Annotated in this window: 26 protein-coding genes; 13 read left to right on the top strand and 13 right to left on the bottom strand. The window is 53.2% G+C overall.

What is annotated here, in order from left to right; translation table 11 throughout:
* Window positions 1-207 precede the first annotated feature (207 nt).
* From JMV15_RS09845 to JMV15_RS09835, 3 genes are all read right to left on the bottom strand, one after another.
* Entirely contained in the window at window positions 208-741 is a 534-nt protein-coding gene (locus tag JMV15_RS09845) for a site-specific integrase (RefSeq protein WP_235991935.1), read from the bottom strand.
* Between the two features lie 337 nt (window positions 742-1078).
* Window positions 1079-1750: a Cap15 family cyclic dinucleotide receptor domain-containing protein gene (locus tag JMV15_RS09840; protein ID WP_201491374.1), complete on the bottom strand. Its 672-nt coding sequence runs from the start codon at window positions 1748-1750 to the stop codon at window positions 1079-1081.
* Window positions 1743-2228, bottom strand: a complete 486-nt coding sequence (locus tag JMV15_RS09835) for a hypothetical protein (protein WP_201491373.1) — start codon at window positions 2226-2228, stop codon at window positions 1743-1745. Before JMV15_RS09835 ends, JMV15_RS09840 begins: the two co-directional genes overlap by 8 nt.
* 692 nt (window positions 2229-2920) lie before the next feature.
* Between JMV15_RS09835 and JMV15_RS09830 the strand changes: the two genes are divergently transcribed.
* From JMV15_RS09830 to JMV15_RS09805, 6 genes are all read left to right on the top strand, one after another.
* Entirely contained in the window at window positions 2921-3952 is a 1032-nt protein-coding gene (locus tag JMV15_RS09830) for a CBASS cGAMP-activated phospholipase (protein ID WP_235991934.1), read from the top strand.
* The gene (locus JMV15_RS09825) at window positions 3936-5105 is read left to right on the top strand and encodes a CBASS cGAMP synthase (protein ID WP_201491371.1); all 1170 of its coding nucleotides are present in this window, start codon (window positions 3936-3938) and stop codon (window positions 5103-5105) included. The genes JMV15_RS09830 and JMV15_RS09825 overlap by 17 nt, the downstream gene beginning before the upstream one ends.
* Window positions 5106-5113: 8 nt before the next feature.
* Entirely contained in the window at window positions 5114-6781 is a 1668-nt protein-coding gene (locus JMV15_RS09820) for a ThiF family adenylyltransferase (RefSeq protein ID WP_201491370.1), read from the top strand.
* Window positions 6766-7248, top strand: a complete 483-nt coding sequence (locus JMV15_RS09815; protein WP_201491369.1) for a Mov34/MPN/PAD-1 family protein — start codon at window positions 6766-6768, stop codon at window positions 7246-7248. Before JMV15_RS09820 ends, JMV15_RS09815 begins: the two co-directional genes overlap by 16 nt.
* 293 nt (window positions 7249-7541) lie before the next feature.
* Window positions 7542-7898: a hypothetical protein gene (locus JMV15_RS09810; RefSeq protein ID WP_003192646.1), complete on the top strand. Its 357-nt coding sequence runs from the start codon at window positions 7542-7544 to the stop codon at window positions 7896-7898.
* 159 nt (window positions 7899-8057) lie between these two features.
* Window positions 8058-8342 (top strand): hypothetical protein, encoded by a 285-nt coding sequence (locus JMV15_RS09805; RefSeq protein WP_032900782.1) that lies wholly within the window; start codon window positions 8058-8060, stop codon window positions 8340-8342.
* An 802-nt stretch (window positions 8343-9144) separates the two neighbouring features.
* On the opposite strand, the gene JMV15_RS09800 is transcribed toward JMV15_RS09805, so the two are convergent.
* Together JMV15_RS09800 and JMV15_RS09795 are read right to left on the bottom strand one after the other, a co-directional pair.
* On the bottom strand, window positions 9145-9753 hold the full coding sequence (locus JMV15_RS09800) for an RBBP9/YdeN family alpha/beta hydrolase (RefSeq protein ID WP_003192641.1): 609 nt from the start codon (window positions 9751-9753) through the stop codon (window positions 9145-9147).
* A gap of 837 nt (window positions 9754-10590) precedes the next feature.
* Window positions 10591-11229, bottom strand: a complete 639-nt coding sequence (locus JMV15_RS09795) for a TetR/AcrR family transcriptional regulator (protein ID WP_003192639.1) — start codon at window positions 11227-11229, stop codon at window positions 10591-10593.
* A gap of 116 nt (window positions 11230-11345) precedes the next feature.
* Here JMV15_RS09795 and JMV15_RS09790 point away from each other — a divergent pair, with 116 nt between their 5' ends.
* The 3 genes from JMV15_RS09790 to JMV15_RS09780 all read left to right on the top strand — a co-directional run bounded on the left by JMV15_RS09790 (window position 11346) and on the right by JMV15_RS09780 (window position 13917).
* A complete protein-coding gene (locus JMV15_RS09790; RefSeq protein WP_201491368.1) occupies window positions 11346-12896 on the top strand; it encodes an MFS transporter in 1551 nt (516 codons plus the stop codon).
* 80 nt (window positions 12897-12976) lie between these two features.
* Complete coding sequence (locus tag JMV15_RS09785) at window positions 12977-13579, top strand: hypothetical protein (protein WP_003192635.1); 603 nt, start codon at window positions 12977-12979, stop codon at window positions 13577-13579.
* Between the two features lie 29 nt (window positions 13580-13608).
* Window positions 13609-13917, top strand: a complete 309-nt coding sequence (locus JMV15_RS09780) for a hypothetical protein (RefSeq protein ID WP_073454119.1) — start codon at window positions 13609-13611, stop codon at window positions 13915-13917.
* Between the two features lie 336 nt (window positions 13918-14253).
* Here JMV15_RS09780 and JMV15_RS09775 read toward each other — a convergent pair whose 3' ends face one another.
* Window positions 14254-14874 carry a tyrosine-type recombinase/integrase gene (locus tag JMV15_RS09775; RefSeq protein WP_201491367.1) on the bottom strand — a complete coding sequence of 207 codons (621 nt, stop codon included), beginning with the start codon at window positions 14872-14874 and terminating at the stop codon, window positions 14254-14256.
* Between the two features lie 203 nt (window positions 14875-15077).
* On the bottom strand, window positions 15078-16298 hold the full coding sequence (locus tag JMV15_RS09770; RefSeq protein WP_201491366.1) for an FAD-dependent monooxygenase: 1221 nt from the start codon (window positions 16296-16298) through the stop codon (window positions 15078-15080).
* A 102-nt stretch (window positions 16299-16400) separates the two neighbouring features.
* On the opposite strand from JMV15_RS09770, the gene JMV15_RS09765 reads away from it, so the two are divergent.
* Window positions 16401-17351 carry a LysR family transcriptional regulator gene (locus tag JMV15_RS09765; protein WP_235991933.1) on the top strand — a complete coding sequence of 317 codons (951 nt, stop codon included), beginning with the start codon at window positions 16401-16403 and terminating at the stop codon, window positions 17349-17351.
* A gap of 94 nt (window positions 17352-17445) precedes the next feature.
* Here JMV15_RS09765 and umuC read toward each other — a convergent pair whose 3' ends face one another.
* Both umuC and JMV15_RS09755 read right to left on the bottom strand, forming a co-directional pair.
* Window positions 17446-18720: a translesion error-prone DNA polymerase V subunit UmuC gene (umuC, locus tag JMV15_RS09760; protein WP_201491365.1), complete on the bottom strand. Its 1275-nt coding sequence runs from the start codon at window positions 18718-18720 to the stop codon at window positions 17446-17448.
* Window positions 18713-19138 (bottom strand): LexA family protein, encoded by a 426-nt coding sequence (locus JMV15_RS09755; RefSeq protein ID WP_201491364.1) that lies wholly within the window; start codon window positions 19136-19138, stop codon window positions 18713-18715. Before JMV15_RS09755 ends, umuC begins: the two co-directional genes overlap by 8 nt.
* A 388-nt stretch (window positions 19139-19526) precedes the next feature.
* On the opposite strand from JMV15_RS09755, the gene JMV15_RS09750 reads away from it, so the two are divergent.
* Window positions 19527-20213, top strand: coding sequence for an SOS response-associated peptidase family protein (locus JMV15_RS09750; protein ID WP_201491363.1), 687 nt, complete (start codon window positions 19527-19529; stop codon window positions 20211-20213).
* A gap of 143 nt (window positions 20214-20356) precedes the next feature.
* On the opposite strand, the gene JMV15_RS09745 is transcribed toward JMV15_RS09750, so the two are convergent.
* Entirely contained in the window at window positions 20357-20998 is a 642-nt protein-coding gene (locus JMV15_RS09745) for a hypothetical protein (protein WP_201491362.1), read from the bottom strand.
* 331 nt (window positions 20999-21329) lie between these two features.
* On the opposite strand from JMV15_RS09745, the gene JMV15_RS09740 reads away from it, so the two are divergent.
* Both JMV15_RS09740 and JMV15_RS09735 read left to right on the top strand, forming a co-directional pair.
* Window positions 21330-21887, top strand: coding sequence for a hypothetical protein (locus tag JMV15_RS09740; protein WP_201491361.1), 558 nt, complete (start codon window positions 21330-21332; stop codon window positions 21885-21887).
* A 19-nt stretch (window positions 21888-21906) separates the two neighbouring features.
* Complete coding sequence (locus tag JMV15_RS09735; RefSeq protein ID WP_201491360.1) at window positions 21907-22218, top strand: hypothetical protein; 312 nt, start codon at window positions 21907-21909, stop codon at window positions 22216-22218.
* 310 nt (window positions 22219-22528) lie between these two features.
* Here JMV15_RS09735 and JMV15_RS09730 read toward each other — a convergent pair whose 3' ends face one another.
* From JMV15_RS09730 to JMV15_RS09720, 3 genes are read right to left on the bottom strand one after another with little or no spacing between them, the layout of a single operon-like run.
* Window positions 22529-22918 carry a single-stranded DNA-binding protein gene (locus JMV15_RS09730; RefSeq protein ID WP_201491359.1) on the bottom strand — a complete coding sequence of 130 codons (390 nt, stop codon included), beginning with the start codon at window positions 22916-22918 and terminating at the stop codon, window positions 22529-22531.
* Window positions 22919-22920: 2 nt separating this feature from the next.
* Entirely contained in the window at window positions 22921-23493 is a 573-nt protein-coding gene (locus JMV15_RS09725) for a DUF3158 family protein (protein WP_235991932.1), read from the bottom strand.
* Entirely contained in the window at window positions 23480-24262 is a 783-nt protein-coding gene (locus JMV15_RS09720; protein ID WP_201491358.1) for a PFL_4669 family integrating conjugative element protein, read from the bottom strand. The genes JMV15_RS09725 and JMV15_RS09720 overlap by 14 nt, the downstream gene beginning before the upstream one ends.
* Between the last annotated feature and the right edge of the window lie 336 nt (window positions 24263-24598).

Genomic DNA, 24598 nt, shown 5'->3' with positions numbered 1-24598 from the left:
TCGCCCCTGGACGGACATTTCAATATCAATGCTGATTAGCGGAAAGAGTTACCGATATCACTATGCCAGTGCCAGCTCGAAAGCACGACGGATAACCTCGATGTCAACACTTAGATACGGCTTGCTGTGATCCAGCCAGGCATGTCCGAGGATGGTCTGTACCGTCTCCACGTCGCCGGTAGCAGCCAGCACCTCTGCCGCCAGAGATCACCTGCCACTGTGTGACGAACCCTGCTTGATACCGGCCTGCCGGTAGAGCCGACTGATCGTCTGCTGGAGCGAATCACAGGCACGGTAAGCCTCCGCACCGTTGTCCAATTGGCGATGTTTAAACGCAAGTTCAAACGCTTGGCCCTTGTGTGTAGTAACCTGCTTTGAACCTGGGCGCAGGCCCCGATATTCATCAGTGCCGGACCGGCCCCACCGGCGCTGCAACCGAACCGCGATCCAACCATCCAAGGCGACAAGGCATCGAGCATGTGTCAGGTATACATTGCGGCGTCGACAACCCTTGGTGATGTCTGCTCGTAGATACACCTCGGACTTAATAGCTCCGCTTAGGTACAGCAGGTCTGCGACCTTCAGCAAGGCCAGTTCGGTGACGCGAATCCCAGTGGTGTGTGTGAGCCATAAAAGCATCACGTCGCGCTCTGGCAGACGGCCGGTAATAGATGCAACGCGGATCAAGTGTTCGAATTGCCCTGGACTAAGGGATGCTGCGCGGCGGATGGGTGTAGTCATAGGGTTCTCTGTCAGGATTGATGACGAATCGCGGACTATCCTGAGAGAGTTTGCAACGGGCCTCCTGAATAGCTTACAGACCCGTGTGCCGTGGTGTTCACGGGAAATGAGAGGTGCATATAGGGATATAGGTGTAAGCAATAAGCCAGAATGACTTTAGATATGCAGTCGCATGCTGTGAGCACTGACTATCGGACTAAGCCAGAACCGCGCAAGCTACCTGCTTTTGGCCGGTAGCCGTCCCTGGTGGTTCTCCCCTTTCGGCCAAAAGTAGTCACTCGGTGTGTCTACGGAGTTCGAGGCGATTAAAGGAGTCAGTCAGCTAGCACCGAATTATCTAAGCTGAGGTGCTATAGATGATAGTAGACGGCCATTTCAGTTCAGCCACCTCGTAACAATCCACACCAGCACATTCACGGGAAATTAGCTCCAGCTGGAGTTCCCCAAAGGTCGGTGAGTTGGTCCAGTAATGACCTCTGAGATTTTTAGAATCATTGACCAGGCGCAGGTCACCTGCCCCAGTGGTAAGCTTGTTTTCACCCTGGTATAACCTTTTAAGTTCGAAAACATAACAAAGGCGGGTAGCCTCAGTTCTACCGTTTTGAATCAACGCTTCGAGCTTCGACTCCCCTTCTTGAGACTTCGTGAATGACTCTATCGATATGGTCAAATACGTTTGTCGGATTACAAAGATGATAGGGATTTTTAACGGCGACTTACCGGCCTGTTGAAAGTCTGAGCTAAGTGTACCGCGCCATACTCCATGCACTATAGGTCTTCGCATCCATCGCGCAATCCGCGAGGATTTCCACGCCAGCTTGAAAAAAATACCGAATAGGAACGTGATAATAGTTAAACCGTATGAAATAGCACGCCACCCGGCGGTAAGCATTTCGTATCCTAAAAGAAGAAGGATGAAATAAAGAAAGATCGCGACAGCTAAAACCAGGCTGACGTATACCTTCAACAAGCGTTGCAGTTCGGTTTCTGTGAGGCTTAGGTTATTCATCTTTCTCAGTCGCTCCCTTTAGGGTCCTTCCATTTTTGTACACAACAACCTCGTTACTCATACTGAGCACACCTACATACGCAATCCCGGGTATTAGGGATGTCAGCAGCGCTGTCATCTGCCTTGCACCACCAGGCAAATCCTCGGGAAGCTGTGCTAAGCCCGTCAATGGAGGCGCTAGAAACTGTGAAAGATGTGTGAGCGATTGTGACTTCACGTCGATCATGTGGAATCCGTCGTGCCAGGGTGACGCGTAGTCAGAAACTTTAGCTAATATGCGCGATATGGCCTCGGCCCCTAATATCGGGAGATCTGGCTTCATCGCGTTGCTATGTCCCAGGGGCACGCTCGGTAACTCTTCAAGGTGAGAGTAGAAGACGAGTCCGACTCCGGAGAACAATTCCGATTTCAACCGTTTGATCTGTTCCAGCACCCTTACTGGAAAGTCTTGATCTTGCAATACCGTATCGTTTTCCACTATGTAATATTCCGTTAACTGGTCCTGCATTTGTAGAGGCCCATCAAGCCATGATGCTGTCCCGAGGTGGCTAAGGTAAAGCTAGAAAGCCATGTACTTCCAACCTTAGTGCCCACTCGCGGGGCGGCATGTGTGAAAATGCTAGATGCATTTCGATCTTCCGGGCTAATTGACTGTCCAGCCCCATAGCCTGATCTGGATGCCACCCTCTCTCATAAGCCAAACCGCCCGATCAACGCAACAGATCATCGGAAGATGTAAAAACAGTTCTTTTTTTGGGCCGTCATCACTTTCACCAATTAATGGGCATTCGGGCTTAACTGAAACCTCTGCAAAATCAAGATCTCCGCCATCCGTCTGGTGGTGCAAGGGTCAGCAGGGCATAAGTTATCCACAGCTATCTGCGTCGATTTTCAGGCGTCAAAAATCACCCACAGCGACGCGGTTAAAAAATTCCGGATCCAAGGTTTTTTTCTTGAAGGCCACAGCCCATAAAGCCTGTGGCTTACAGACTGTATCCATATACATACTAATAAGTTATCCACAGGCATAAGCCTTGCAACTGCCGACAAACCACACTATGTTGTGCTTGAATGGAATGGCGAACCCATATCTTGTGCTTTTTGGAGATTTGAGCATGATAGATCAAAACGATGCTTCTTGCCCACTATCCACTAGCGAGGAGAAGTACTGTGGTTGAATCGAAGCAAGAGCGCTTTCAGATTCTAGCGCTATCAGGTGGTGGTTTTAGGGGGCTGTACACAGCCAAGATTCTCGCGGATTTAGAGGAGGAGATTGGGGCGCCCATAGCTACCCGATTTGACTTGATAGCAGGCACCTCTATCGGAGGCATTCTTGCCTTGGCAATCGCTTCCCGTATTCCTGCGAAGACTATGGTTGATCTATTTGTTGAGCATGGGGAAGAAATCTTCAAACGGCGATTCTCTCTGATGGGTATGCTGAGAGCACCGTACTCTGCAAAACCTTTGCAGAGCCTGCTCAGTGCTCCGTCGCTCTTCGGTCAACGTACGCTGGGCGACTGCAAACACCCAGTGCTCATCCCGGCAATCAACTACTCGAGCGGACAGCCTCAAGTTTTCAAGACCTCACACCATCCTAGCTTCAAACGCGACCATCAATTTCGGCTGGTAGACATCGCCTTAGCCACGAGCGCCGCTCCTGCTTATTTCCCCCGGCACACATTCAATAACAACCAGTACGTCGATGGAGGATTGTATGCCAATGCTCCAGGCTTGTTAGCCGACCACGAAACGCAGACTTTCTTCCGTCAACCTTCCGAGACCGTGCACCTGCTATCCATCGGTACCATGTCTTCGAAGTTCACCGCCAACCCCGGCCGCAACCGCGATGGGGGGACCTATGACTGGGGAGGCATCAACCCCTCTAATACGCCCAAGCGTCTCTTTGGACTATCCATATCAGTTCTTGAGTCGCTGAGCGATTTTATGCTTCGTCACCGTCTTCCTGGCCGCTACATCCATATCGACGAAACCTTAACTGACGAGCGCGCTAGCGCAGTCGCGCTCGATAAAGCAGACCGCCCCGCAAAAGAGGCCCTGCTGGGCGCCGCCTCTGAGCAATCTAAGTTCTGGCTGGGGAAGGACGAGTTTCAACCTTTCCTTGCTCACCGGTCATCACCGCCGCAATTCTTCTATGGCCCTAACGCTACCCAAGGGAGTCGTGAAAATGCTGAAACTGAATAAGCTCTTCCATAAGGGTGGCGCGGACGCCAATGTGTTTGAGGATCGAATTGCACCTACGCGAGAGCAGCGCAAGTTCTTGATGGAATGCAAAAACAAGGTTCGTGAACATTTGAAGCCACGCATTCGTGCAGCTACAAAAACTATTTTAGGCATGGAGCATGTGGTGGAACCACGATTCAGAACTCAAGGGTCCTGGTCCTATAACACGTGCGTCGTGCCTGCCAAGTCCCCAGCTCAAGAAATGGACTGGGATTATGGTGTTTACCTCCCTGTCACTGTATGGGAGGAAAATGGCCCGCCCCACCAGATGGCCAAAGCATACTTTTCTTTGGTCGAAGAGCTGCTGAAAGACCTGTGCAAGGCAGAGAAATGGGACCTGATCACTGGCAAAAAAACCTGCATACGTATTCAAATTGCTGACTGGGCCCATATCGACCTTCCCCTGTACGCTGCACCCGAAGAAGAATTCGAGACCATTACCGAGCGGGTCTCGCTTGAGAAAGCGATGCTGGATGGCATCGAACACATCGCAAATGCCCGTGCCATGGATGAAAGCTATCAGTCGCAGCAGTGGAAAGATCTTGACCATATTGCAATGGCTACTCGTAGTGGCGAATGGCGTGAGTCTGATCCGGAAGCAGTAGCAAACTGGTTTCGAGACCGCGTCGAAGAGCATGGCGAACAACTGCGTCGAGTATGTCGCTACCTCAAGGCTTGGCGGGACGAGCATTGGGATAACGGCGGCCCAACATCCGTCTCGATCATGATTGCAGTTGCCCAGAACTTTGTTGCCCAATCCGGTCGCGATGACCTAGTAACTGAAGCAGCAGCCAAACATTTGGGTGTTGTCTTCAAGGGCGAGATAAGGGAAGCCGGGATAGATGACAAGAAAGAGGATTTCAATCGCCTTGAGGGGCCTGACCGTGCAATTGCTGCGCGTCGTTTTGCCGAACTGGGAGCCGCAATCTACGAAAGCCGGATGATGCGAGAGCATCAAAAAGGCCAAGCGGTGACTCAAATGAGAGCCCAGTTCGGCAGCCGAATGCCCTGGGACGCCACACTGATTGAGGTGGGCGGTGAAGCGGATGCGATCCGCAACACCGCTCCAGAAAAAGTAGCCCCACCCGTCGTTCTGTCCAGTAGTGCAGGCTGAAGAACCCTATGAGCGCTTTAGGCGAAACCTTACGGGCGCTCAGAGCTCGTGGCTTTACACCGGTAGCTGCCAAGCTACCGGTGAGTGCCTTTAAAGGGGGGCTGGCGTGTAAAAAAGGCGACGTGTCAGTCAAACTTACAATCAAAGATTGGGATTTCCTGAGCTATCCGGCGATCTGCATATTGGATCGTCCTGATTTCCTCCCTGAACTGATGCCGCACATCGATGTGTTGGGTAATCTCTGCTACTTCGCACCCGGCTCCGTAACGCTTGATCGATACGATCCCGCGACCGCTGTGTTGCAGTGCCTCAACCAAGCGACTGCGATACTCGATCGAATCGCTACGGACCCCCAGTACCGAGACAGTGACATTCAAGATGAATTTCCCACTCATTGGGAATATGGCCAGATGAGCGCCCCATGGAACGTCCTCATGGGACACACGACCGAAAAAGACCTGTGCGCGCACTATTTCATCATCGAAAAATCCGGCAAGAAGCGTGTATTCATTTCAGGTGACCGTGAAGAAGCAGAAACGTTCGCATCGTCGTTGGGTGGGACGCTAAGGCCTTCAAGTCTTCGTTGCTGGCTGTTGAAAACCCATATCACCCCGGCAGTACCAAAGGCCATGCCAGGGACTGTTAAGGAATTGTTTTCTTGGTTACGCACGTGGGATAAGGCTCTTTCAGCCAGCGTCCAGAAAATCCTCTCTGAGCCTGACTACCTGAAATTCAAGTATGTTTCTTTTGCCATCGACACGCCTGTCGGCTGGATTGGTTTTGGGTTCAACCTGGACCATTTAAAAAGAAAAGGCTACGGCCGAAGCCCCAATCGTTACAGGCAATGGCTTCACAACAAGGGAGGAGAAACACCTCTCATCCGGCTATCCATCGAGCAGGTCAGCAGTCAGTTTGTTCACAGCAGAAACCTTCACTTCCCAGATCTTTATAATAAAAGGGTAACCGTGGTGGGCTGCGGAGCCATCGGCTCATTTGTCGCTCATGCAATGCTGCGCCTAGGTGCAGGCACAGGGAAACTTGGCGGCTTGAAACTGATTGATCCAGACCGGATAGGGCCAGAAAATTTAGGCCGCCACATACTTGGCTATCCGTCACTTTTCGAATTCAAAGCCACTGCACTTGCAGCAGATTTGAATCGTCAGTTTCCCCACAGCAAGATTGAGTCGATCACAGGGAGCGTATTTGCTCATCAAGGGCTATGGGGATCGGAGTTGATAATTGACGCGACCGGTGAGGAAGCTGTAAGCGAACTCCTTAACGGCCTGCGATTACAGCGAAAAAGCCACATACCTATTTTACATGTGTGGATCCGTGGTAACGGAGAGGCAGTACAAGCGCTTTGGACTGACGACAAAGGCGGCGGGTGCTATCGCTGCCTTCTCGTTCCCAGTGCCAATGCTCATCGGCAAGAACGCTATCGGGTACTCAAAAACCCGTCTGTTCGCAGAACGGATGGCTGCCGCGCGTACACACCTTACGCCGTCTCCGCACCTCTACATGCTGCGGCACTGGCCACAGAGATGGTGTGTGACTGGTTACAGGGATCGCCTACTCCATGCTTCAGAACGCGTGCCACAGCAAACGCCGACGTGTTCAGCTTGAAAAATAAAAATCTCTCGAAGATCAAGGGCTGTCCTGCATGCGAACCGCAATAGTGTGGGAAGCCTCGCCACATCATCACAAAATTCTTGTAGAAGGCGCGCCTCTCCAGACCATGGATAGGTACCGCCAAGATCGAAGCGACAAAACCGAAGCGGGCGGGATTTTACTGGGATATCGGAAAGGTCCACACCTTCACATCGTCCAAGTTACAGTTCCGCAGTTGACCGACCGGTGCCGCCGCTTCCGATTTGACAGGTCCGCTCATCATCATCAGCAAATCGCCTTGGACCAATGGCATGTTAGTGAAAAGACCATGGACTATCTGGGCGAATGGCACACACATCCAGAAATCAATCCATCTCCTTCAGGCGTGGATATCAATGAGTGGGTCAAGATCACAAATCGTCAAACCAAGCCTATGGTGTTTATGATTTTAGGTTTGACAGGAACTATATGGTTGGGGCTCTCTGTTAACAACGCGCTAATCAAATGCAGCCCAACCACCACCGAGGGGGCTTAGCTACTTCGAGGCGATTGGTGATTAGGTTTCTTAGCCCAGTGCATTCTGTAGCCACCGGCAGCTATTGGCAGATTGCTGCCTCTCGCGAAGGGCCGCAATCGGCCAAAAGCGGTCATTCATCCAAGTACCGTTTTCGGCCAAAAGCTGACGTCACCCAAGCCGCTTCCGCTAACGTCGGACGGTCAGCCTGGGTGGCCGCGCTAACAAATGGTTATATGATCTGCCTACTAAATGAGAGCCGATTCAGGCCTATGCTTCTTCAACAACCACCTGTATGAAAAGAGCACGGCACGATGATAAATGATTCAGATTTGGCCGAAATGATTCCTTCCGCGCTAACAGGTGTAACTGTCGGGATCGGTTCGCAGATCCTGCTTTTTGGCGATATGGCTAGCGTGTTAATTCAGTGCCCATTCGCTTGTGATATCAATAGGGTATGCAAGTGGGGGCATGGTGAAGATGCTGCCACAAGCCCTTTACTTTTCGACTTTCTAAACCACGATGTAGAAGCTTTTTCAATTGATAGTTTTGGGGTTTTCACCATCACCTTCAGTACGCAAATGATCTTGCAAATCCATCCTGAGAAAAATGGATTGGAGTCTTATGTCGTGAGTACGCGGCACGATATATTTCCCATCTTGGTGTGGTAGCCAGGAACGCGATGGCTATACGACGCGAGCCCCGGCCTCCGCTCTGACTCTGGTTGCTGACGCCTGTGGGTCGTCAGCTGCCGGTAGAGATAGGCTGCAACCGACCCTGTGCTGTCGCTTGTACCCCATGCACCACTTGAGCAGTGAAGGAGTCCCTATATGAAAAAGCCCCCCTTGTACCTCTTTGCCAAGGTGCGGTGCATTTGTGAGTATCGCCCCAGTGTTACGGCTATCGTGCTGTTTGGTCTCGAGGTTGAGGGTGAGGACGAACCACCGGTTTATATGGAGATTCGCTTCATTGATTACACCAGCCAGCAGATTGAAGGGGACCATCTGATGCTTTCGCTGGAGGAGGCACTTGAGTACGCTCAAGCTGATTACGGTATCCACCAGACTGATTGGCGTGCGATGAACCAAGAGGAAATTGATCGGATTACATGGTAGCTAGAGCAGCTACCGGGCCTGTTCCTGACTCGGCGTTAAAAGACGAGTGAGAACCGCAACTGATCAAGAGGAGCCCCTTCCGATGATCGCTCGCAAGACGTTGCAGCCCTCAAGGCCTCAGAAGGAATCCGTTTCGGACATTGTAGAGTTCGGTAATTTGACTGCTCGCCTGCCGCTATGAGTCGAATGCCAGATCGCAGCTCGACGTTGCACTTAAAGCTGTCAAGGTTGCCTAATGCCCTAGGCAGCGTCCGATCCGAAACTGCCATTGCGTCTTTTACACGCCGAGACCAGAACGGCTTGGGCTTGGATTCGTTCGAACCTTTCGTGGATGGTTCAGTGCAGAATTTGCGCGATGGTTTGCGCGACAAAAGCCGACCATGCAAAGAGATTCTCCGACGCTTGTTCGCTCTCGCTGAGCCAGTACGTCCTGGCACCCATAAAATATCCCCTGACATTGATCCGTAAGTGGCAGCCATCGGCTAGGCGTGAATCACACGCCCTTCAGTTAACATCGATGCCAGGATAAAGATCCGCAGGTGGGTGGTAATCGGGATCTTCAAAACGACTATTGTTGTAATGCATTTTGGCAGTAGGCCCCTCGCCTTCGTACGTCACCTCAGAATTGGGAGTCAGATGCCATCCGGTCCCATCTTTGTCGCGTTCGATCAGCGACGGATACAACGTACATGTCCCGCCCGAACCGGATGTCAACATGAATTGGTAATAGCGTCCGGCTTGGAGCGTGAACTTCGCCGAGACATAGCAGTAACGAGTGCGTGTCCCGTGGATACGCCAGCGGCTAAATCTGTGTCTCGTGCCCAAGAAGCCTCGCAATAACCGTACATATTTCTGGAAACTGTACAAATCCCTCGCGGTCGAGAAAATGTCCCCCACCACTAACGACTTCTTGCTCGGCTTTGAGGTTGCGGGACAGTTCGATAGATGCTGCCGGCTCAACAATTGAATCGTTGTCGGAAAACAGCGAGATGATTTTCTGTGTACGACGGCAAACTTCCGCGTGGTCCAGCGGTGCATCTGTGAAGGCGTGTAGCTCTGGCAACGTAGACACCGTTCTATCGAAGCCGGAGACCAGCAAGACTCCGCCAGTTAGGGTGTGTGCGGGTAAGGACAACAAGTGCCGTAGAGCAGCGATGCATCCAAGACTATGCCCTATGAGGATCGTGTTTGTGTCAGCTGCTGGCAGTGATTGCTGCAACGCCAATGCCCATTTTATTGGATCAGGATTGAACGAATCAGGCATAGCTGGAATGCTAACTTGCGCGCCTTGCTCCCGTAGCACCTCCGCCAACCAAGGAAACCAGTTCACATTGGGCGAGGCAGTATAACCATGCACAATTACAACGTGTTTACCGTCATAGCGGTTCGATGTTCTGTTGGCTGCATGCATATTGGGTATCAGAGATCAGCGGATTGATCGGTCGCAGATACTACACTTTCTGCTTTCGGCCGGCGAGGATGTCACAGCTGATAAATTGAGCGATCTGGATGATTCCCTGCAACGCGTGTCGTGGTATGCGTCCAATCGCGGCCATCGGCAATGCGGTTGTAATCTAGGGCTGATGGCAATTCGTGGCCGTCAATGACCACGACTCGTGCTGGTCACTCCGTTGAAAATGGCTGGTCAAATGCGATGCAAACGAGTGGTCAAGTGAGGGCCAATTTCGCATGAGTGACACAAGGCCTGATTTCGGCAAACTCGCCCTGCCGCAAGAAGCGATGCAGTCGTGTTTTTTGCGGCACAGGCGGCAATGGCAATGGATCACTGATTTGGATGTGGCGGATGGCTCCTAGGTGACGTCTGCGCATAAGCAGCTTCCTTGGTATACCGTTGTCGTACGCTTTTCCGATCATGCGAAAATGTCAGCGTAACCGTCCACTTAAGTCAGTCGACCTACCTGTAAAGATCCTAACAAACCAAACCGTCGAGGGCGTGGGTGGCTCACAATCACACTGCGATTTATCGGGCTGGCGAGTTGGAGGGCTGATGGGGTTTTCGCGAGCAAGCTCGCGCCTACAGGCGTGAGATGTCGGGGGGACGTATGCATAGCGCCAGGTCAGCGCCTTTCCAGCCAGGCAAGCCTGAGCATTTCATGTGCCCCGGTCGGTTACGAGGCACATGGTAGCTCCCTTCAGCCACCGATATCCTGAGGCAACGCCAAGTAGAACGATAAGGCACCAAAATATACTGGCGAGCGTCTGCTTCTGGCCGAAGCACCGCCTCCGATCAGGCTTGTTTGACGCCGTTGGGTAACATCAGCAGGCAAGCATCAGCAACGGCATGGGCAAACGGGGCGAAGTCCTCGGTATTAGCGGCGATGATGTTATCAGTCGCGCCATGGACGCCCGCATAAATGAGCAATGCCACAACGTTCGGATGTTCTGGCGCCCAATTGCCGGCCAGCTTGCCCCCTTCAATAATCGCAAGCAATTGCTCGAGAATAGCGTTCTTCGAGCCGTTGGCACGATCATGATGGTGGTGGTTCACGTAGACGATATCGTGGATACGATATGTCTTGACGTAGGTTTCGATGTTGGCGTGAATCCAGGCGCGAAGACGCTCTTCCCAGTCATCGGCAGCGCAGCGCGCCATTGCATTGTCCAGGCTGAGCATGAAGCGCTCGGTATAGCGCACGGCCAGAGCGTCAAGCATTTCGTTCTTGGAAGAAAAGTAGTGATAAAACGTGCCCTTGGCCACTTGAGCTGACTCAACGATCTCGTTGATCGTGGTGGCCTCGACCCCCTGAGCTAGAAAAAGCTTCTCGGCTGCCGCCATCAGTTCATCCAGACGTACTTCGGCGGGTTTGGTCCGGGGCTTGGGAGCACGTTCTGTCGCCGGAGCTTTTACGGGGGCTTTGGTTTTCATCGTCTCGTTTCAAACAATTCGTCAAAGGAAATCAGTGTAAAGGAGGGAACCAATCGAGGTGGGAAAAAGTTGGAATGATCCATTGACCGACGGTCAGTCGGCAAATATCATGAGGCATGAACATTGATCGCTCCGCCTCAGATAACCCGGTCACCCGCCGCTTTCCCCGCGTAGCGGCGCTATGTGCAGCCTACCTCGGCACGTTTCTCGCTACGCTGGATATCAGCGTCGTGAACGTGGCACTACCGACACTGCAAGACGCGTTGCAAACGGATATTTCCGGTCTTCAATGGATCGTCAATGCATACACGATCTGTTTGTCAGCCTTCATGCTGTCTTCGGGGCCAATCGCCGATCGTTATGGGCATAAGCGGGCCTGGCTGGCAGGTGTAGGGGTGTTTACTGTCGGCTCAGCAGTTTGCGCTATGGCATCCAACCTGGATTTACTGCTGTTCGGGAGGGCGGTGCAGGGAGTCGCCGGTGCGCTTCTGATCCCGGGTGCCCTGCCAATTCTCAGCCATGCATTTCCAGACGCTGAAGAGCGTGCTCACGTCATTGGTGGCTGGTCGGCGTTCAGCGCATTGGCGCTTATCCTGGGGCCATTGCTGGGTGGCTTGTTGCTCCATGGCATAGGTTGGCAGAGTATTTTTGTTATCAACCTGCCTCTTGGGATGATTGCCATAGGCCTGGGCATCTGGGGGATCAGGGAGCACAAACAGCAAGCGCGCACAGCGCTGGATCCGGCAGGGCAAGTGCTCAGCGTCGTGTGTCTTGCCAGCCTGACTTATGGGCTCATCAGTATCGGCCAGCCGGGCTTGAACTCTTTGATACCCATAGCGGCGCTGGCAGTTGCCCTGGTGGTGTTTATTTTGTTTATGTTTGTAGAGCGGTGTGTAGATCGACCGTTATTGCCACTTTCGCTGTTTCGCAGGCGTTCGTTTGCCGTGGTCAACCTGGCCTCTTTTACCCTGGGTTTTTCGTACTACAGCTGCCTGTTCTTCTTCTCGATCTATTTACAGACGATTCAAGGCTTGTCAGTGGTAGAAACGGGTTGGCGAATGATGCCGCAGTTTCTGGTCACCGGCTGCGTGTCGATTTTGTACGGGCGCTTGAGCGCAGTGATGACATCGCGAAGACTTCTGGTGGCCGGTTATGGCGTGACGGCGCTGGCGATGTCTACCATGGTGACCTTCACAGCACATACCCCTTATTGGATTGTGGGCACCCTGTTCGGGCTTCTGGGGCTCGGAGCCGGTCTCGCAGTACCTGCCACCAGCATGGCGGTTATGACCGCCGCACCGATTGATCGTATGGGGGTGGCCTCTACCACGATGAACGCGTTGCGTCAGATGGGCATGACAATCGGCGTCGCCTTTTTGGGCACGCTCATGAGCAGCGAGGCGTCACGAGTGCTAGCTGCCGCGCTGCGTGATCAAGGGGTAGCCAAAGCGCATGAGATTGCGCGGTATGTGATTGCTCATGGTGTGGCATCAAGTGACTCGCTGATTGTTTCTACACTTTTTGTTCCCGCGATGGAGCACGGGTTTCATGTGGCAATGATGGTTTCCGGGCTCGCCTGTGCACTGGTGGCCCTGATGCTGTTAATCACCTCTTTTGAGGCCGACACCTTGCCATCGCCCCCACCGAAACACACAGATGGCGGCTGACTTTGCTTCAGAGTGGAGCCAGCCTTGAAATTCACCTGCAGTTCTGTGGTCTGTACAACAATCCCGTAAAGGACTGTTTTATGTCTATTCGCCGTACCCTCTGTTTCCTGACGCTGCCGTTGTTCGCAGGTTGCCAGTATTTGCCCCACACCAACTACTTCACCGCGCCCGAAAACGAGCCCAATCCTGCCTGGGTACGTATCGTCGACTACACGCAACATGCCGAAGTTTACCAATACGAAAACGGTAAACGTTCGGGCGGCGCTGTTCGCACCGGCCTCCTGCCGTTCACCCATACACAAGACGTGGGCATGCCCAAGGCAGGGCAAGACCTCACATGGGACTATTACGAAACGCGGATCCGACCCGGTATCGAAACGCAGGTGGATCTTTTCTGGGAGGGGTCACGCACTCGCTCCTGCCACATCTCGACGAAGTTTACTCCCCAAGCCGGACTCTATTACCAGTTCAGGCTAACATCCGGCTCATCAGGCAGCTGTAGGGTGTACGCATCGCTGATTGAGCGCGACACAGAAGGAAACGGTTGGCATCTCACGCCGAATCCGCAGGTGACCTACAACGGTGATGGACCGACGGCCCAAACCTATTACCAGAACAGTAGGTTTGAGGACCCCGATTATCATCCACCTGAAGCTCTGTATCCGGGGATGGACATTTACTAGACAGGTGCACGACTACAAGGAATCGTTAATTGGCTAGCGCGAAATACTTCCGAACGCTCGGCGAGCGAGCCTCAGAAGATGTGTTCGCATGGGCGGCATTTGTCGCGCAAACAGAATTCCAGTGGAAAGACACAGCGTCAGTCCAGGACGCCGTCGCCTGGCAGCGTATTTGGTTCGAGCTGGAAATACTCAACTGGCTTGCATTGGCGCAGTGGGAGGATGAGGGAAAGCCTATTAACTGGTCGAGCCGCTGGAATACCGACTATCGACAAGAAGCGGCGGCCCTGGCGAATGAATTGCTGGAGCTTTTGTGCGATGCAGAATCATCTGGAGGCTGAACCATCACGCTGGTCTCACGCAAAGTGCCCAGAAGTCGGATTGCGGCGAACAACGACCCGACGGTCAGCTCAATAGGCATCTAAACCGCTCTTCAGGGAGTTTCTCTGCAAAAATCGCGTCGGCTTTCAGCAGCACACCCTCAAATATGCCAGCTTATCCATCCCCATCCGCGCGCTTGTGCAATAGAGCATTTTATAAACCGCTCACACCGTATTGTTCCTCACTGCGTTGATGCTCTTTTGGCTGATACTGCGCGTAGAGGTTGTAGAGTGATCACGGGATGACTGCTTCTGGCCGGTTCGCGACGGTCTGACTTCGACCGTCGCTATACATGGTCAAACCTCAGTCTGTTCCGCCATTTCCAGGGCGTCATCGACCTCAATCCCCAGGTATCGCACAGTGCTCTCCAGTTTTGTATGTCCGAGCAGCAACTGAACCGCCCGCAGGTTCTTCGTCCTGCGATAGATCAGTGATGCTTTCGTACGTCTCATTGTGTGTGTGCCATACATCGCAGGATCAAGGCCTACGGCTTTAACCCAGCCTTTGACGATACGAGCGTATTGACGAGTAGATAGATGGTCTGAAGTATGCAGCCGGCTAGGAAAAAGGCAGTCCTCGCTGTGTAGCTGGGCCCGGTGTATCCAGGCCGCGAGAGCAGACCGTGTTTGCTCAGTGATCTCAAACTGCACAGGCCGCTGCGTTTTCTGCTGCATCACCATGGCTCGTGATGATACGTGCTCGCCATGAGCGACATCGCGCACGCGGAGCTTGGTTAAGTCGCAGGCTCGAAGCTTGCTGTCGATGGCCAGATCGAAGAGAGCCAGATCTCGGGTTCTTTCCGCAATTTGAAGCCTTACTCGGATGGCCCAGATATCGCTCAGTCGGAGTGGGGTTTTCCGCCCGACCAGTTTTCCTTTGTTCCAGGGCTGACGGCTGCAGGTAGCGATGATGTTCACGACAAGTCCTCCACGTGGTGAAGGACAAGGATGACTAATCAGAGCAACGGTCGCTAACCGGCCAGAAGCCGACATATGAAGAGCATCAGTGTGAGCTGCCAGACTTGGCGCTCCAGCGCGGCGGGCAATGTCATGGGCCACGGTTTACAGTGAGGCGTCTCGGGGCCGGAGACGCCATGCGGTGTCCAGATTGCCACAGTCTTTCAGAGGCGGTACAGACTGCCGAAGTCAGCGCCATCCATCGGCGTGCTCTCCATGCAGCCCGTCATCGGCAAACCCTGTGACCATCCTGTCGCCAAGGCCTGCACGTCACGCAAGGGATCGGACGCCTTGGCGCGTTCATTGCGAATGCGGCAGGTTTCAGGATCAGTGGCAAACAGACCTCGAGCGAAGACTCGACCCTGCTCGGCCAGCTTGGCGGTCTTCGGCCCGCGGATCTCCGCGAAGCGCTGCAAGGCTTCATCAAGGCCGTTCGTTCCTTCCAGGCATCTAGCAAGGTGCCAAGCGTCTTCCAACGCCTGACAAGCGCCCTGGCCCGATGTCGGCAACGGCGCGTGCGCCGCATCTCCCACAAGCAGCACATTAGCCCGGCTCCACGCATGCAGCGGCTCCAAGTCGTGCACGGCAATCATTCGGATGGCGTGCGTCGGCGTTGCCTGGATGATACGGGCGATAGGCTCCGGCCATCCCGCGAACAGATCCTCGATCTCCTTGCGCATATCGGCTGCGGGCGTCGGCCCTGACAATGGCCGCGCCTGCGCCGCTGCCCAGTAGACCAACTCCGGCCGGACCGGCACGCAACCGAAGCGATTGCCCGAACCCCAATAGTCCTGAATCGCTATATCGCTCACCAACGCACTTTCCCCCTGCGCCACACCTATCCAGTTCACAAATCCCTGATAAACCGGCGTGTTATCCCCCGCAACGAACTCGCGTGCCACCGACCCCATACGGCCATCGGCGCCGATAAGCAGATCTGGACGGATACTCACCCCGTTCTGGAAGCGCGCCACCGCTTTGCCATTAGCCTCCAGATCTATCCCCACCGCCCGATGCCCGAACTCCACCGGGATTCCGCTCTGTGCCGCATGCTTCAGCAGCACGGCCTGCAAGTCCCTCCGCAAAATGGTATGAGTCGGATATCCCATTGTCTCGTCCAGCAGCGCGATATCTATGCCCCCCAACGAATTGCCCGCAGCGTCCTGGCGGCGCACTACCACTGGCCGGCCACCCGCTGCCGCGATGTCTTGGAGGAGGTCCAGTTCCTCCAGCACAAAGCCAGCGTTGGGCCAAAGCGTCACGCCAGCCCCCATGGTCGCTGGCCCCGCCCGGCGCTCATATACCCGGGGACTGTGTCCCCGCTTGCGCAAGGCAAGCGCCATGCTCAACCCCGCAATTCCGCCGCCAAGTATTCCGATTTCCACGCTGGATCTCCTATTCAATCCGCCCCAACGCGCCATCGGCGACAACCCATCGGACGAGACAGCATCTTAGATTCCGTCAATGGGGAGAACTATTATGTAAAAATGGGCGACTTTAATACCTTAATCGGGATAATCATGCGCAATGCCCTCGACCTGAACACCGTCCGTGTATACGTGGCGGTCGTCGATGCACAAAGCTTTGCCGGCGCGGCGCGCCTGCTGTCCCTGCCATCTTCTAACGTCAGCCGCCACGTCGCCTCGCTGGAACGCAGATTGGGCGTTCGCTTGCTGGAGCGAAGTACTCGCCACCTGCGCATGACTGAAGCCGGCAGACTTCTCTACGAACGTGCAAAACCTTTGCTCGACTCCTTGCTCTCCACTGAGGAAGAACTTGGCGCGGTGCAGCGTGAACTGCGGGGGCCCTTGAGGATGTGCATGCCAGGCGAAGCGCCAAGGCTACTGGCCCCTATCCTGGCCGAATTCTGTAGCCTCCATCCCGGCGTCGAATTGGAGTGCGACACACGCCTGACCGGTTTAGAAGCGCTCCGGGAAGACGTGGACCTCTCCATCGTCTTCCATCGTGGGCGCCAGGATGACAGCACCATCATCACCCGCGAACTCGCTACGCTACCCAGCATTGTGGTCGCGGCTCCCGCTCTGTTAGCCAAAACGGGAACTCCGCGACAAGTGCGCGAACTAGAGTCCTTGCCGTGCATTACTACACTGAGCGCATTGAAGGGCCAGCCCTGGCTGTTTCTCGACGGCACAGGCGAAATCGTGAAGGTGTCTGTGCGTAGTCGCTATCGTGTCAACAGCGGAGAGCTTGCGTTGGCGGGCGCGCGGCAAGGCATCGGTTTCGCGATAGTGGCAGCCTATCCATGCCAGGAAGATCTTGCCGCGGGCCGATTGCGGGAAGTGTCGCTGGACCTTCGCGCTGCGCCGCTGCAATTGCTTGGCGCGTACAGCCACCGCCATTCCGTGACCGCGCGGGTTCGGGCGTTGCTGGAATTTATACAGCTGCGGTTGGAACGAGTTGGGAGCGGCTCAAGATGAAAGTCGTAATGAGGGCAGCGTCCGAACGGCCGAGGTCCTACCCCGGGTCGTTTTCTGCCTTTCCTGTATGACTGCAATTGGCCGATAGCTGACTTCACTTACAATCTACTGACCAGAGCTGGTCAAGCCTAGTCGTGTAACTCTGACTCATCATTTCACGTCGCATACCCCAATCAGGACCCACCGGAACACTCGCCGAACGTAATGTTCCCCTTCCCCACCGCCCGTTGATCTCATCCAACACTGTCATCACCCGTGTGGCCTCCACGGGTTGCGATGTAGCGAACAGATCATCGGTGTACTCGCCGGGCTGGCAAAGGTTGAGCAACATCACCTCAGCTTTGCTGTACTTAAACCCAGGTCTAAATATGCGATCAAGCGCACCTACCGCCGCCTGAGTCAGCAGGCGCACATCGTCAGTGGGGTATGGCATATCCATCACAACTCCATTGGCATACTTCGCCTCCTCGGGATTGAACATGCCCGTGCGGATACACACCCGCACCTTCTTGCACAACGACTTCTGAGCTCGGAGCTTTTCAGAAGCTCGCATCATGTAGGTAGCCACTGCCTCCTTTATTGGGGCTAACTCCGTCAGACGCTTACCGAACATGCGGCTGCAGCAGATCTCTTGCTTTGGAGGATCTGGTTCATCTAGCTCTAGGCAAGGCATACCACTCAGCTCCCGAGCGGTCTTTTCGACCACCACGCTGAATTTTTTTCGGAGCGTCCACGGATCAGCGTTGGCCAGGTCCATAGCTGACTTGATCCCCAGAGCATTTAGCTGCAGTTTCATCTTGCGGCCGACGCCCCAAACTTCTGCCACATCGGTATTCCGCAATACCCAGTCACGCTTCACCGGATCGGTGATATTCACCACACCACCAGTCTGAGCCTGTAGGCGTTTTGCCGTGTGGTTAGCTAATTTTGCCAACGTCTTGGTATTGGCTATGCCAACGCCAACAGGAATACCTGTGCAGCGAAGGACTCGGGCTCGGATCTGACGTCCCAGCGCATCGAGGCCATCCACCCCTGTGAGATCCGCAAAAGCCTCGTCGATACTGTAGATCTCAACGGCAGGCACCATGCTCTCGATAAGGGTCATCACTCGTTCGCTCATATCCCCGTACAGCGCGTAATTCGACGAGAAGGCCACAATCCCGTGCTGTCTGAGCTTGTGCTTAATTTGAAAGTACGGTTCGCCCATTTTGACGAAGGGAGAGGCTTCATAGCTACGTGCAATGACACAGCCATCGTTGTTACTCAAGACGACGATCGGGACGCGCGCCAGATCCGGACGAAACACGCGCTCACAGCTAGCGTAGAAGCGGTTGCAGTCGACAAGTGCGAACACCGGCGATTTAGACATGACTGCGCACTGTGCTGGTGATCACGCCCCAGATCGATAGCTCATCACCTTCCAGAATGTATCGAGCCGGATATTTCGGGTTTTCGGATAGCAGAATCACGTCCTTACCGCGCTTACAGAGACGCTTACACATAGGATCGTTGTTCAGCAGCGCCACCACAATATTCCCGTGAGCCGGCTCAATCGAGCGATCAACAATCGCCAAGTCGCCTTCGAAAATCCCAACTCCCTGCATGCTATCGCCTGTGATCATCACCAAGTAAACATGAGGTGCCCTGATGTTGAGCACTTCATCTAGGGAAATATGCTGCTCGATGTGATCGGCCGCCGGCGACGGAAAGCCCGCCGGCACCTGAAACGAGCACAGAGGCAACTGAGCGCCGCCAGTAGCTATGGAACCCAGGATGTTGAAGCTCATGACGCTGCCCTTCTACAATTACTGTATGAACGTACAGTTAATATTGAGACGAGAATGCGGTCAATTTTGCGTAAGAGATATCTGACAAGCGGCAGAGTCAGCAGAGCCCCTCGAAGTAGGCGCGAACGCCCTCCGCTACCAGTTCAAGCCATCCGTATGCATTGATGACTTCGCGGCTCTAGAGATCATCAGCCAAGGTCAAGCGCGCCCCATCACGGTATTCGAGTAAGCCGGCTATAGGAGCAAGACTATCGTTAGGTCAAACCAAAGTTCCGCCTCGGTTATTTGATGGTTATCGAAGGTCACGACGAACCTCTCTCGCGAAGGTCTATCGTGTAGAGAGCAATCGGTTCCAGCCGTTCCAGGCTTCTGACGTGCGGAGAGTTTTATGTGCGGACGATTTGTGCAGTACGAAGGAATGGCAATCTTTATTGAGGAATTGAGTCCTCAGATCGAATTATTCAGCGGCTATGATGCGGAGCCGATCAACCGATTCAATGTCGCGCCGACGACACGCGTGCAGGTGTTGCATACCAATGAGGATAGCTTGCACATTGATGCAGTGCGCTGGGGATGGGCGCCGTTCTGGGCCAAGGGAAAGCGACCTGACCCAATCAATGCAAGAGTCGAGACGGTTACCACCGGAAAGTTCTTTAAACAGCTGTGGCCAAACGGTCGTGCGATTGTGCCCAGCGAAGGCTGGTATGAATGGGTAAAAGATCCGAATGATCCGAAGAAGAATCAGCCCTATTTCATCCGTCTTAAAAGCAGGCGCCCCATGTTCTTCGGGGCTCTTGCTGAGGTCCACTCTGGAGTCGAACCTCATGAGGGGGATGGATTCGTAATTATCACCGCCGCAAGTGACCAAGGGATGGTGGACATCCACGATCGCCGTCCCTTGGTGTTGGCAGCGGAGTACGCCAATGAATGGCTTGATCCCGGGATTACATCGTCACGAGCTGAAGAAATTGCAAAAGAGCATTGCCGTCCAACAGAGGAATTTGAATGGTTTCCGGTAGGGAAGGCTGTGGGTAATGTCAGGAATCAGGGACCGGAGTTGATTACACCTGATTAAGTGATTGAGGAAAATCCTGATGAATATCACTTGGAAAATTCCCCTGGCAGTAAGCAAAATTAAATTCCCGCATCAGCTCATTCAGTTGCTCCCCAAAGCTCCTTGGTCAGCCGCTAATGCTCTAGCAAACACGGGTGGTACCTTTATTTATCTTTAGGGGGGGCCGCGGCGGGAGCTTCAGGAGGAACTGTCACGGGAGCCGACGGAAACGAAGTTGGCGTGACGGCTGAACCACTAGGCGTATTGACCGGTGCCGCTGCAATTGCCTGCAAGCTGGATGCATCTGCAGATGCGCCGGCAACGCTGCAGTTAAAAGCCATAGAAACCGCAATAGTGACCTTTGATCCAGGAGTAGTCGCATTGCTGTACGCCAGAATCCCAGTTTTCCCTGCTTCGGCAACGCTTGCTCTGCGACGTACAGCTGCAGCCTGAGCGAAGTTGTCATCCATAGACGCTTGCAAGGCGTTAGAAGAACCTGAGATACCTGACCAAGCAGTGGACGCTGTACCACTTGTGATTGGTGCTAATACAGCTCCTGCAATTGTGCCCACAGCAGCTGTAGCAAAACGTCCTCCGGCAATGTACTTACCACCGCGATAGAAATATTCCTGCGTCTCACTGCAATAGGTCATCGCATCTGAGTAAGCTTTGTCGGCCGCTTCGTCGGTACAGGCTCCTGAACATGGAGATGTTTTCTTCCATGGCCATTCCGGTGTCGGGGCAAAATCACCGACACAACCAGATAGCAGAGCGACACAAGTCGAAGCGACGAACAGCTTTTTCAAGGTATTCTCCAGCAATTCGAGAATGAAAAGATGGCATGTGGCTATCCAGCTCAAGCTGAATATAGATTGCCGTGTGAGGTCTGCAAGATTTAATTCGTTTTTTCCATCCCCGCTTCGCTATCAAGGTAGGTAGAAAACGCTGCAAGCACTGACGCTGTACCCAGAGTTAAAGTAGTAGAGGTGTACAAACGTGAATCGACATCTACTGAAAAAAGAGTGGGAATCGACCAAAAATCCGTTTAGACGTTCTTGGGGAAAAGTGGCACAGCAGCTACATCAACTCAAAGCTGCCACCCACCGCCGCGAGCGTGAACTGTAATAGGAAACTGATATGGAGCTTATCCTTTGGTGGTCCGCCTTGTCCTCATCAGAACAGGCCGCGTGGGTTCAAGCAGTAGGCTCAATTGCAGCCATCTGCGTGGCTGTCGCTATACCCGCTATTACCAACTGGAACCAAAGACGAGTCAAGGTAGCTGAGGATGGTGAAAAAGCGAAAAATCTCATTCTCAGCTTCTACGCTCCACTGCTCAAAATGCATCGTTCATTAGAACGTTTCATAGAAACAAGCGAACCTTCATATTCCGAGGATGATGAATTCATCAACATCGATCCATACGATGGAGATTTCCAGAAACACATTCCAGACTTGCTGACTGCGACATCTACACTCACGCAACTTCCTTCAGCTGTGGCTCGACCGCTAAGGGTGTTGATTTATCAGTTGATAGATATGCAGCACTGGCTTGATTCAATCCCTGCAATCCAACGCTCCGGATCGCCAGGCTACTACAGAAATAACCTGGATTACATTCGTGAGCAGGCGATAGAGCTGAAAGCACTCACTGACGATGCCCTCGGTGCTTTTTCTACCTCTCTTCAGGAAAAATAAATCATTAACGGAGAACATCATGACTGAAGAAGATATGCGTCAAGCATTGTTTGGATCGGCGCATGCTGAGCAGTTAACGGATCCACAGATTCACTCGGATGCCATCGTCGTCGCGCCTTCGACAGTAGCCAGCACGCGGAAGGTGGCCAAACGATTTGTACCAAAGCTGCAGGTCATGTTACGCGTAGGTAACGTGTTTGAAGGGGACACCGAGCTATTTGTCTACGAAGTCGATACATTAAGCACGCTTCAGGCTGAACTTGATGCGAAGAAAATGGCACAGAAGAAATATCGGTTCATTGAGGTAGTTTCCGTCAAACCTGCGAAGTAGTGAAAACTCGGCTATCGTACCAATGGCAACGAGTCATCCCCTCCACTCTTGCTTCCCGCACATAAAAATCTCTGCTCAAGTACTCTTAATGAAGCATTCTTTACGGCGGGAATCAACGTTCACTTTGTTTTATCGAGCGAATCATCTGCTGAGGAAACGTTGCTAATCGATCGATTGAGAGCGTGCAGGAAGATGCGGCAAGCGTCGGGAAATCTGACCAGCCCTCGGGGCTTCACTGGAGACGCCCACCGGAACACCAATTGCCTGCGACTAGGCTTGCTATATTAGCGATACCAAAAATGTCGCCAATCTAATTTTCTAGGGCAGTCTGATCAGTGGCTGTCATCAGAACGGTCTGAATACGATGCGGCAGAACTCCAACCCTACTGGCCTGCACCTTCATTGCTCTGCACTCCCCTCCACTGTCATCCTCCCATTTATCCATCACCAACCTACCAATGACCACCACCCTCATGCTTTTGCTGTATAGCTCCGAATAGCGCTCGGCATCTTTGTGCCAAAGCTCCACATTGGCCCAAAAACCTCCTCGATCCTCATACTCACCATCGCCTTTTGGCACCGGGTTATCAAAATAGACATTGAGACGGAGCAATCGCCTGGGCTCTTTGTTGCCATTCGCAAATTCCCTGAACTCTGGTTTCGTGCCGATGTTTCCTTCACCCCAAAACTTGGTAGACATGCTCATCCCTCCGTTGTGTTTCTTCCATGATGCGAAGAGATTCGCCGCTGATAAATTTGCTCCGCAGCACTAATTTTGGAAGCGCAAAGGAACGCTTGGCGGCTGATGCTATGGATCAGGCTAATTTGCATGTTAATAGTCACGCGCTGCCGCTCAATGGCTAATAACTCCGGGACCAGTCCATCTGGTGTCCTGCCATCCAAAAGCAGGTCTCCCCATAATTCGACTCCCATTTTGCTTCGATCCATTCGACTCCAACGAAGGAATACAGTCCCTGCCCCGGTGGACTGCCTCGTCAGGCGGATAGGCAACAACGTAAATGGATAGCGCTCTGCTTGAGCCAAAACCTGCTCGTTAGCCAACTGCACCAAACCGTTCATTAACTGACTGCAATCATCACCAAATTGCATTAGGTCCCCCTTACCCTTAAAAGGCTTTAAAAGCCCTTTAAGGAAGGCCGTGTGTTCTAACGCGGAGAAGGCGGACTGTTGCAGCGGCTGGAAGGGCGTGTGTTTTGCGCAGTTCCTTGAATCCTCTGGTGCTGACGGCATAGTGAGGCTTTCAGAATGATCCATAGCGCTCCCCTTCTGGAGCTTCTGGCATAACCGCGTCACCATCTCGCAACGCATTGGGAATGTCGTCATCGGCGCAGTCGCCATGAAGCTCATCCCGCGGCGGAGGCAGAAAGATCGGTGGGGCGTAATCCGAGCGACGAACTCCTTCCAGTACGTCCTGTGGCAACTCTCCAAATTTTTCCCGCGCCTGACGTGCGACGGCGTTGTTAACGATGAAATCATCGCGAGTAGCCCCAGACACTTTGTAACGTTGCGCCAACCCGAATAGGCTACGCAACACCTTGCCCCCTGCGTTGATCCAGATTTCCATATCCCGCCGCCCCATCAATGCCGTGTGGTGAGCCAACAACAAGCGTCGAACGATATCGTCGTATGCGATGAGTAAATAGACGGCTAAAAAGCCAAAGGGTGAGCTAATAAAAACGGGCAGCGTAACGGGATGCACATTGACATTTTCACCCACGCTTAAAGCATCAGGTAGCCCACTCATGGATTGGTCCAAGCGAATTTTGATGTTTTGCAGCTCTGATTTAGATGACTCTAACTTTTCTTGAATTTGAATCATCCAAAAGTCAGCATAGGGATCATCCTGCTCAGCCCTACGCCTGATCTTATTCATCAAAGCTACAAAACCACTCAGTCCGATAATGCCGTTCTTTCCCTCCGTCGATGGTCTGCCATGCCAAACGCGAGCTGCGTGGTGGGTGTGCAGTGTGAGGCTCATGTCGCTACGTAATGGGCCGAGATTCAATTGAAAAAGGTCAGACATGGATTGCTCCTGCATGTAGATGTCACGCGAGCAGTGTTAATAGGAGCATCAAGCCCGTCAGCCAGGAAACAGAATTACAGAGCCGGTGTTTTGCCCCTTAAGAACCGCTTACACACCAAATTCATGAGACCTGATTCCAGTGGAATCGCCCTCCCTCCCATCATCTAAGTGATTCCAGTGGAATCACCCTCTTCGACCGGTCAGCATGATGTTGCCGCTGACCGAAAACTGACCCAGTAGAGGCTGTTCTGCCGACTGAAAACTGACCCAGGTGTTCAACTGCTTCTGCTCAATTTTTGAGCAGGAGAACACAGGGTGATCAGTATGGAAATGATG

Source organism: Pseudomonas paracarnis (genome assembly GCF_904063055.1).
Lineage (GTDB): Bacteria > Pseudomonadota > Gammaproteobacteria > Pseudomonadales > Pseudomonadaceae > Aquipseudomonas > Aquipseudomonas paracarnis.
The sequence above is the reverse complement of the archived record's forward strand: the minus strand, read 5'-3'. Positions and strand labels throughout refer to the sequence as shown.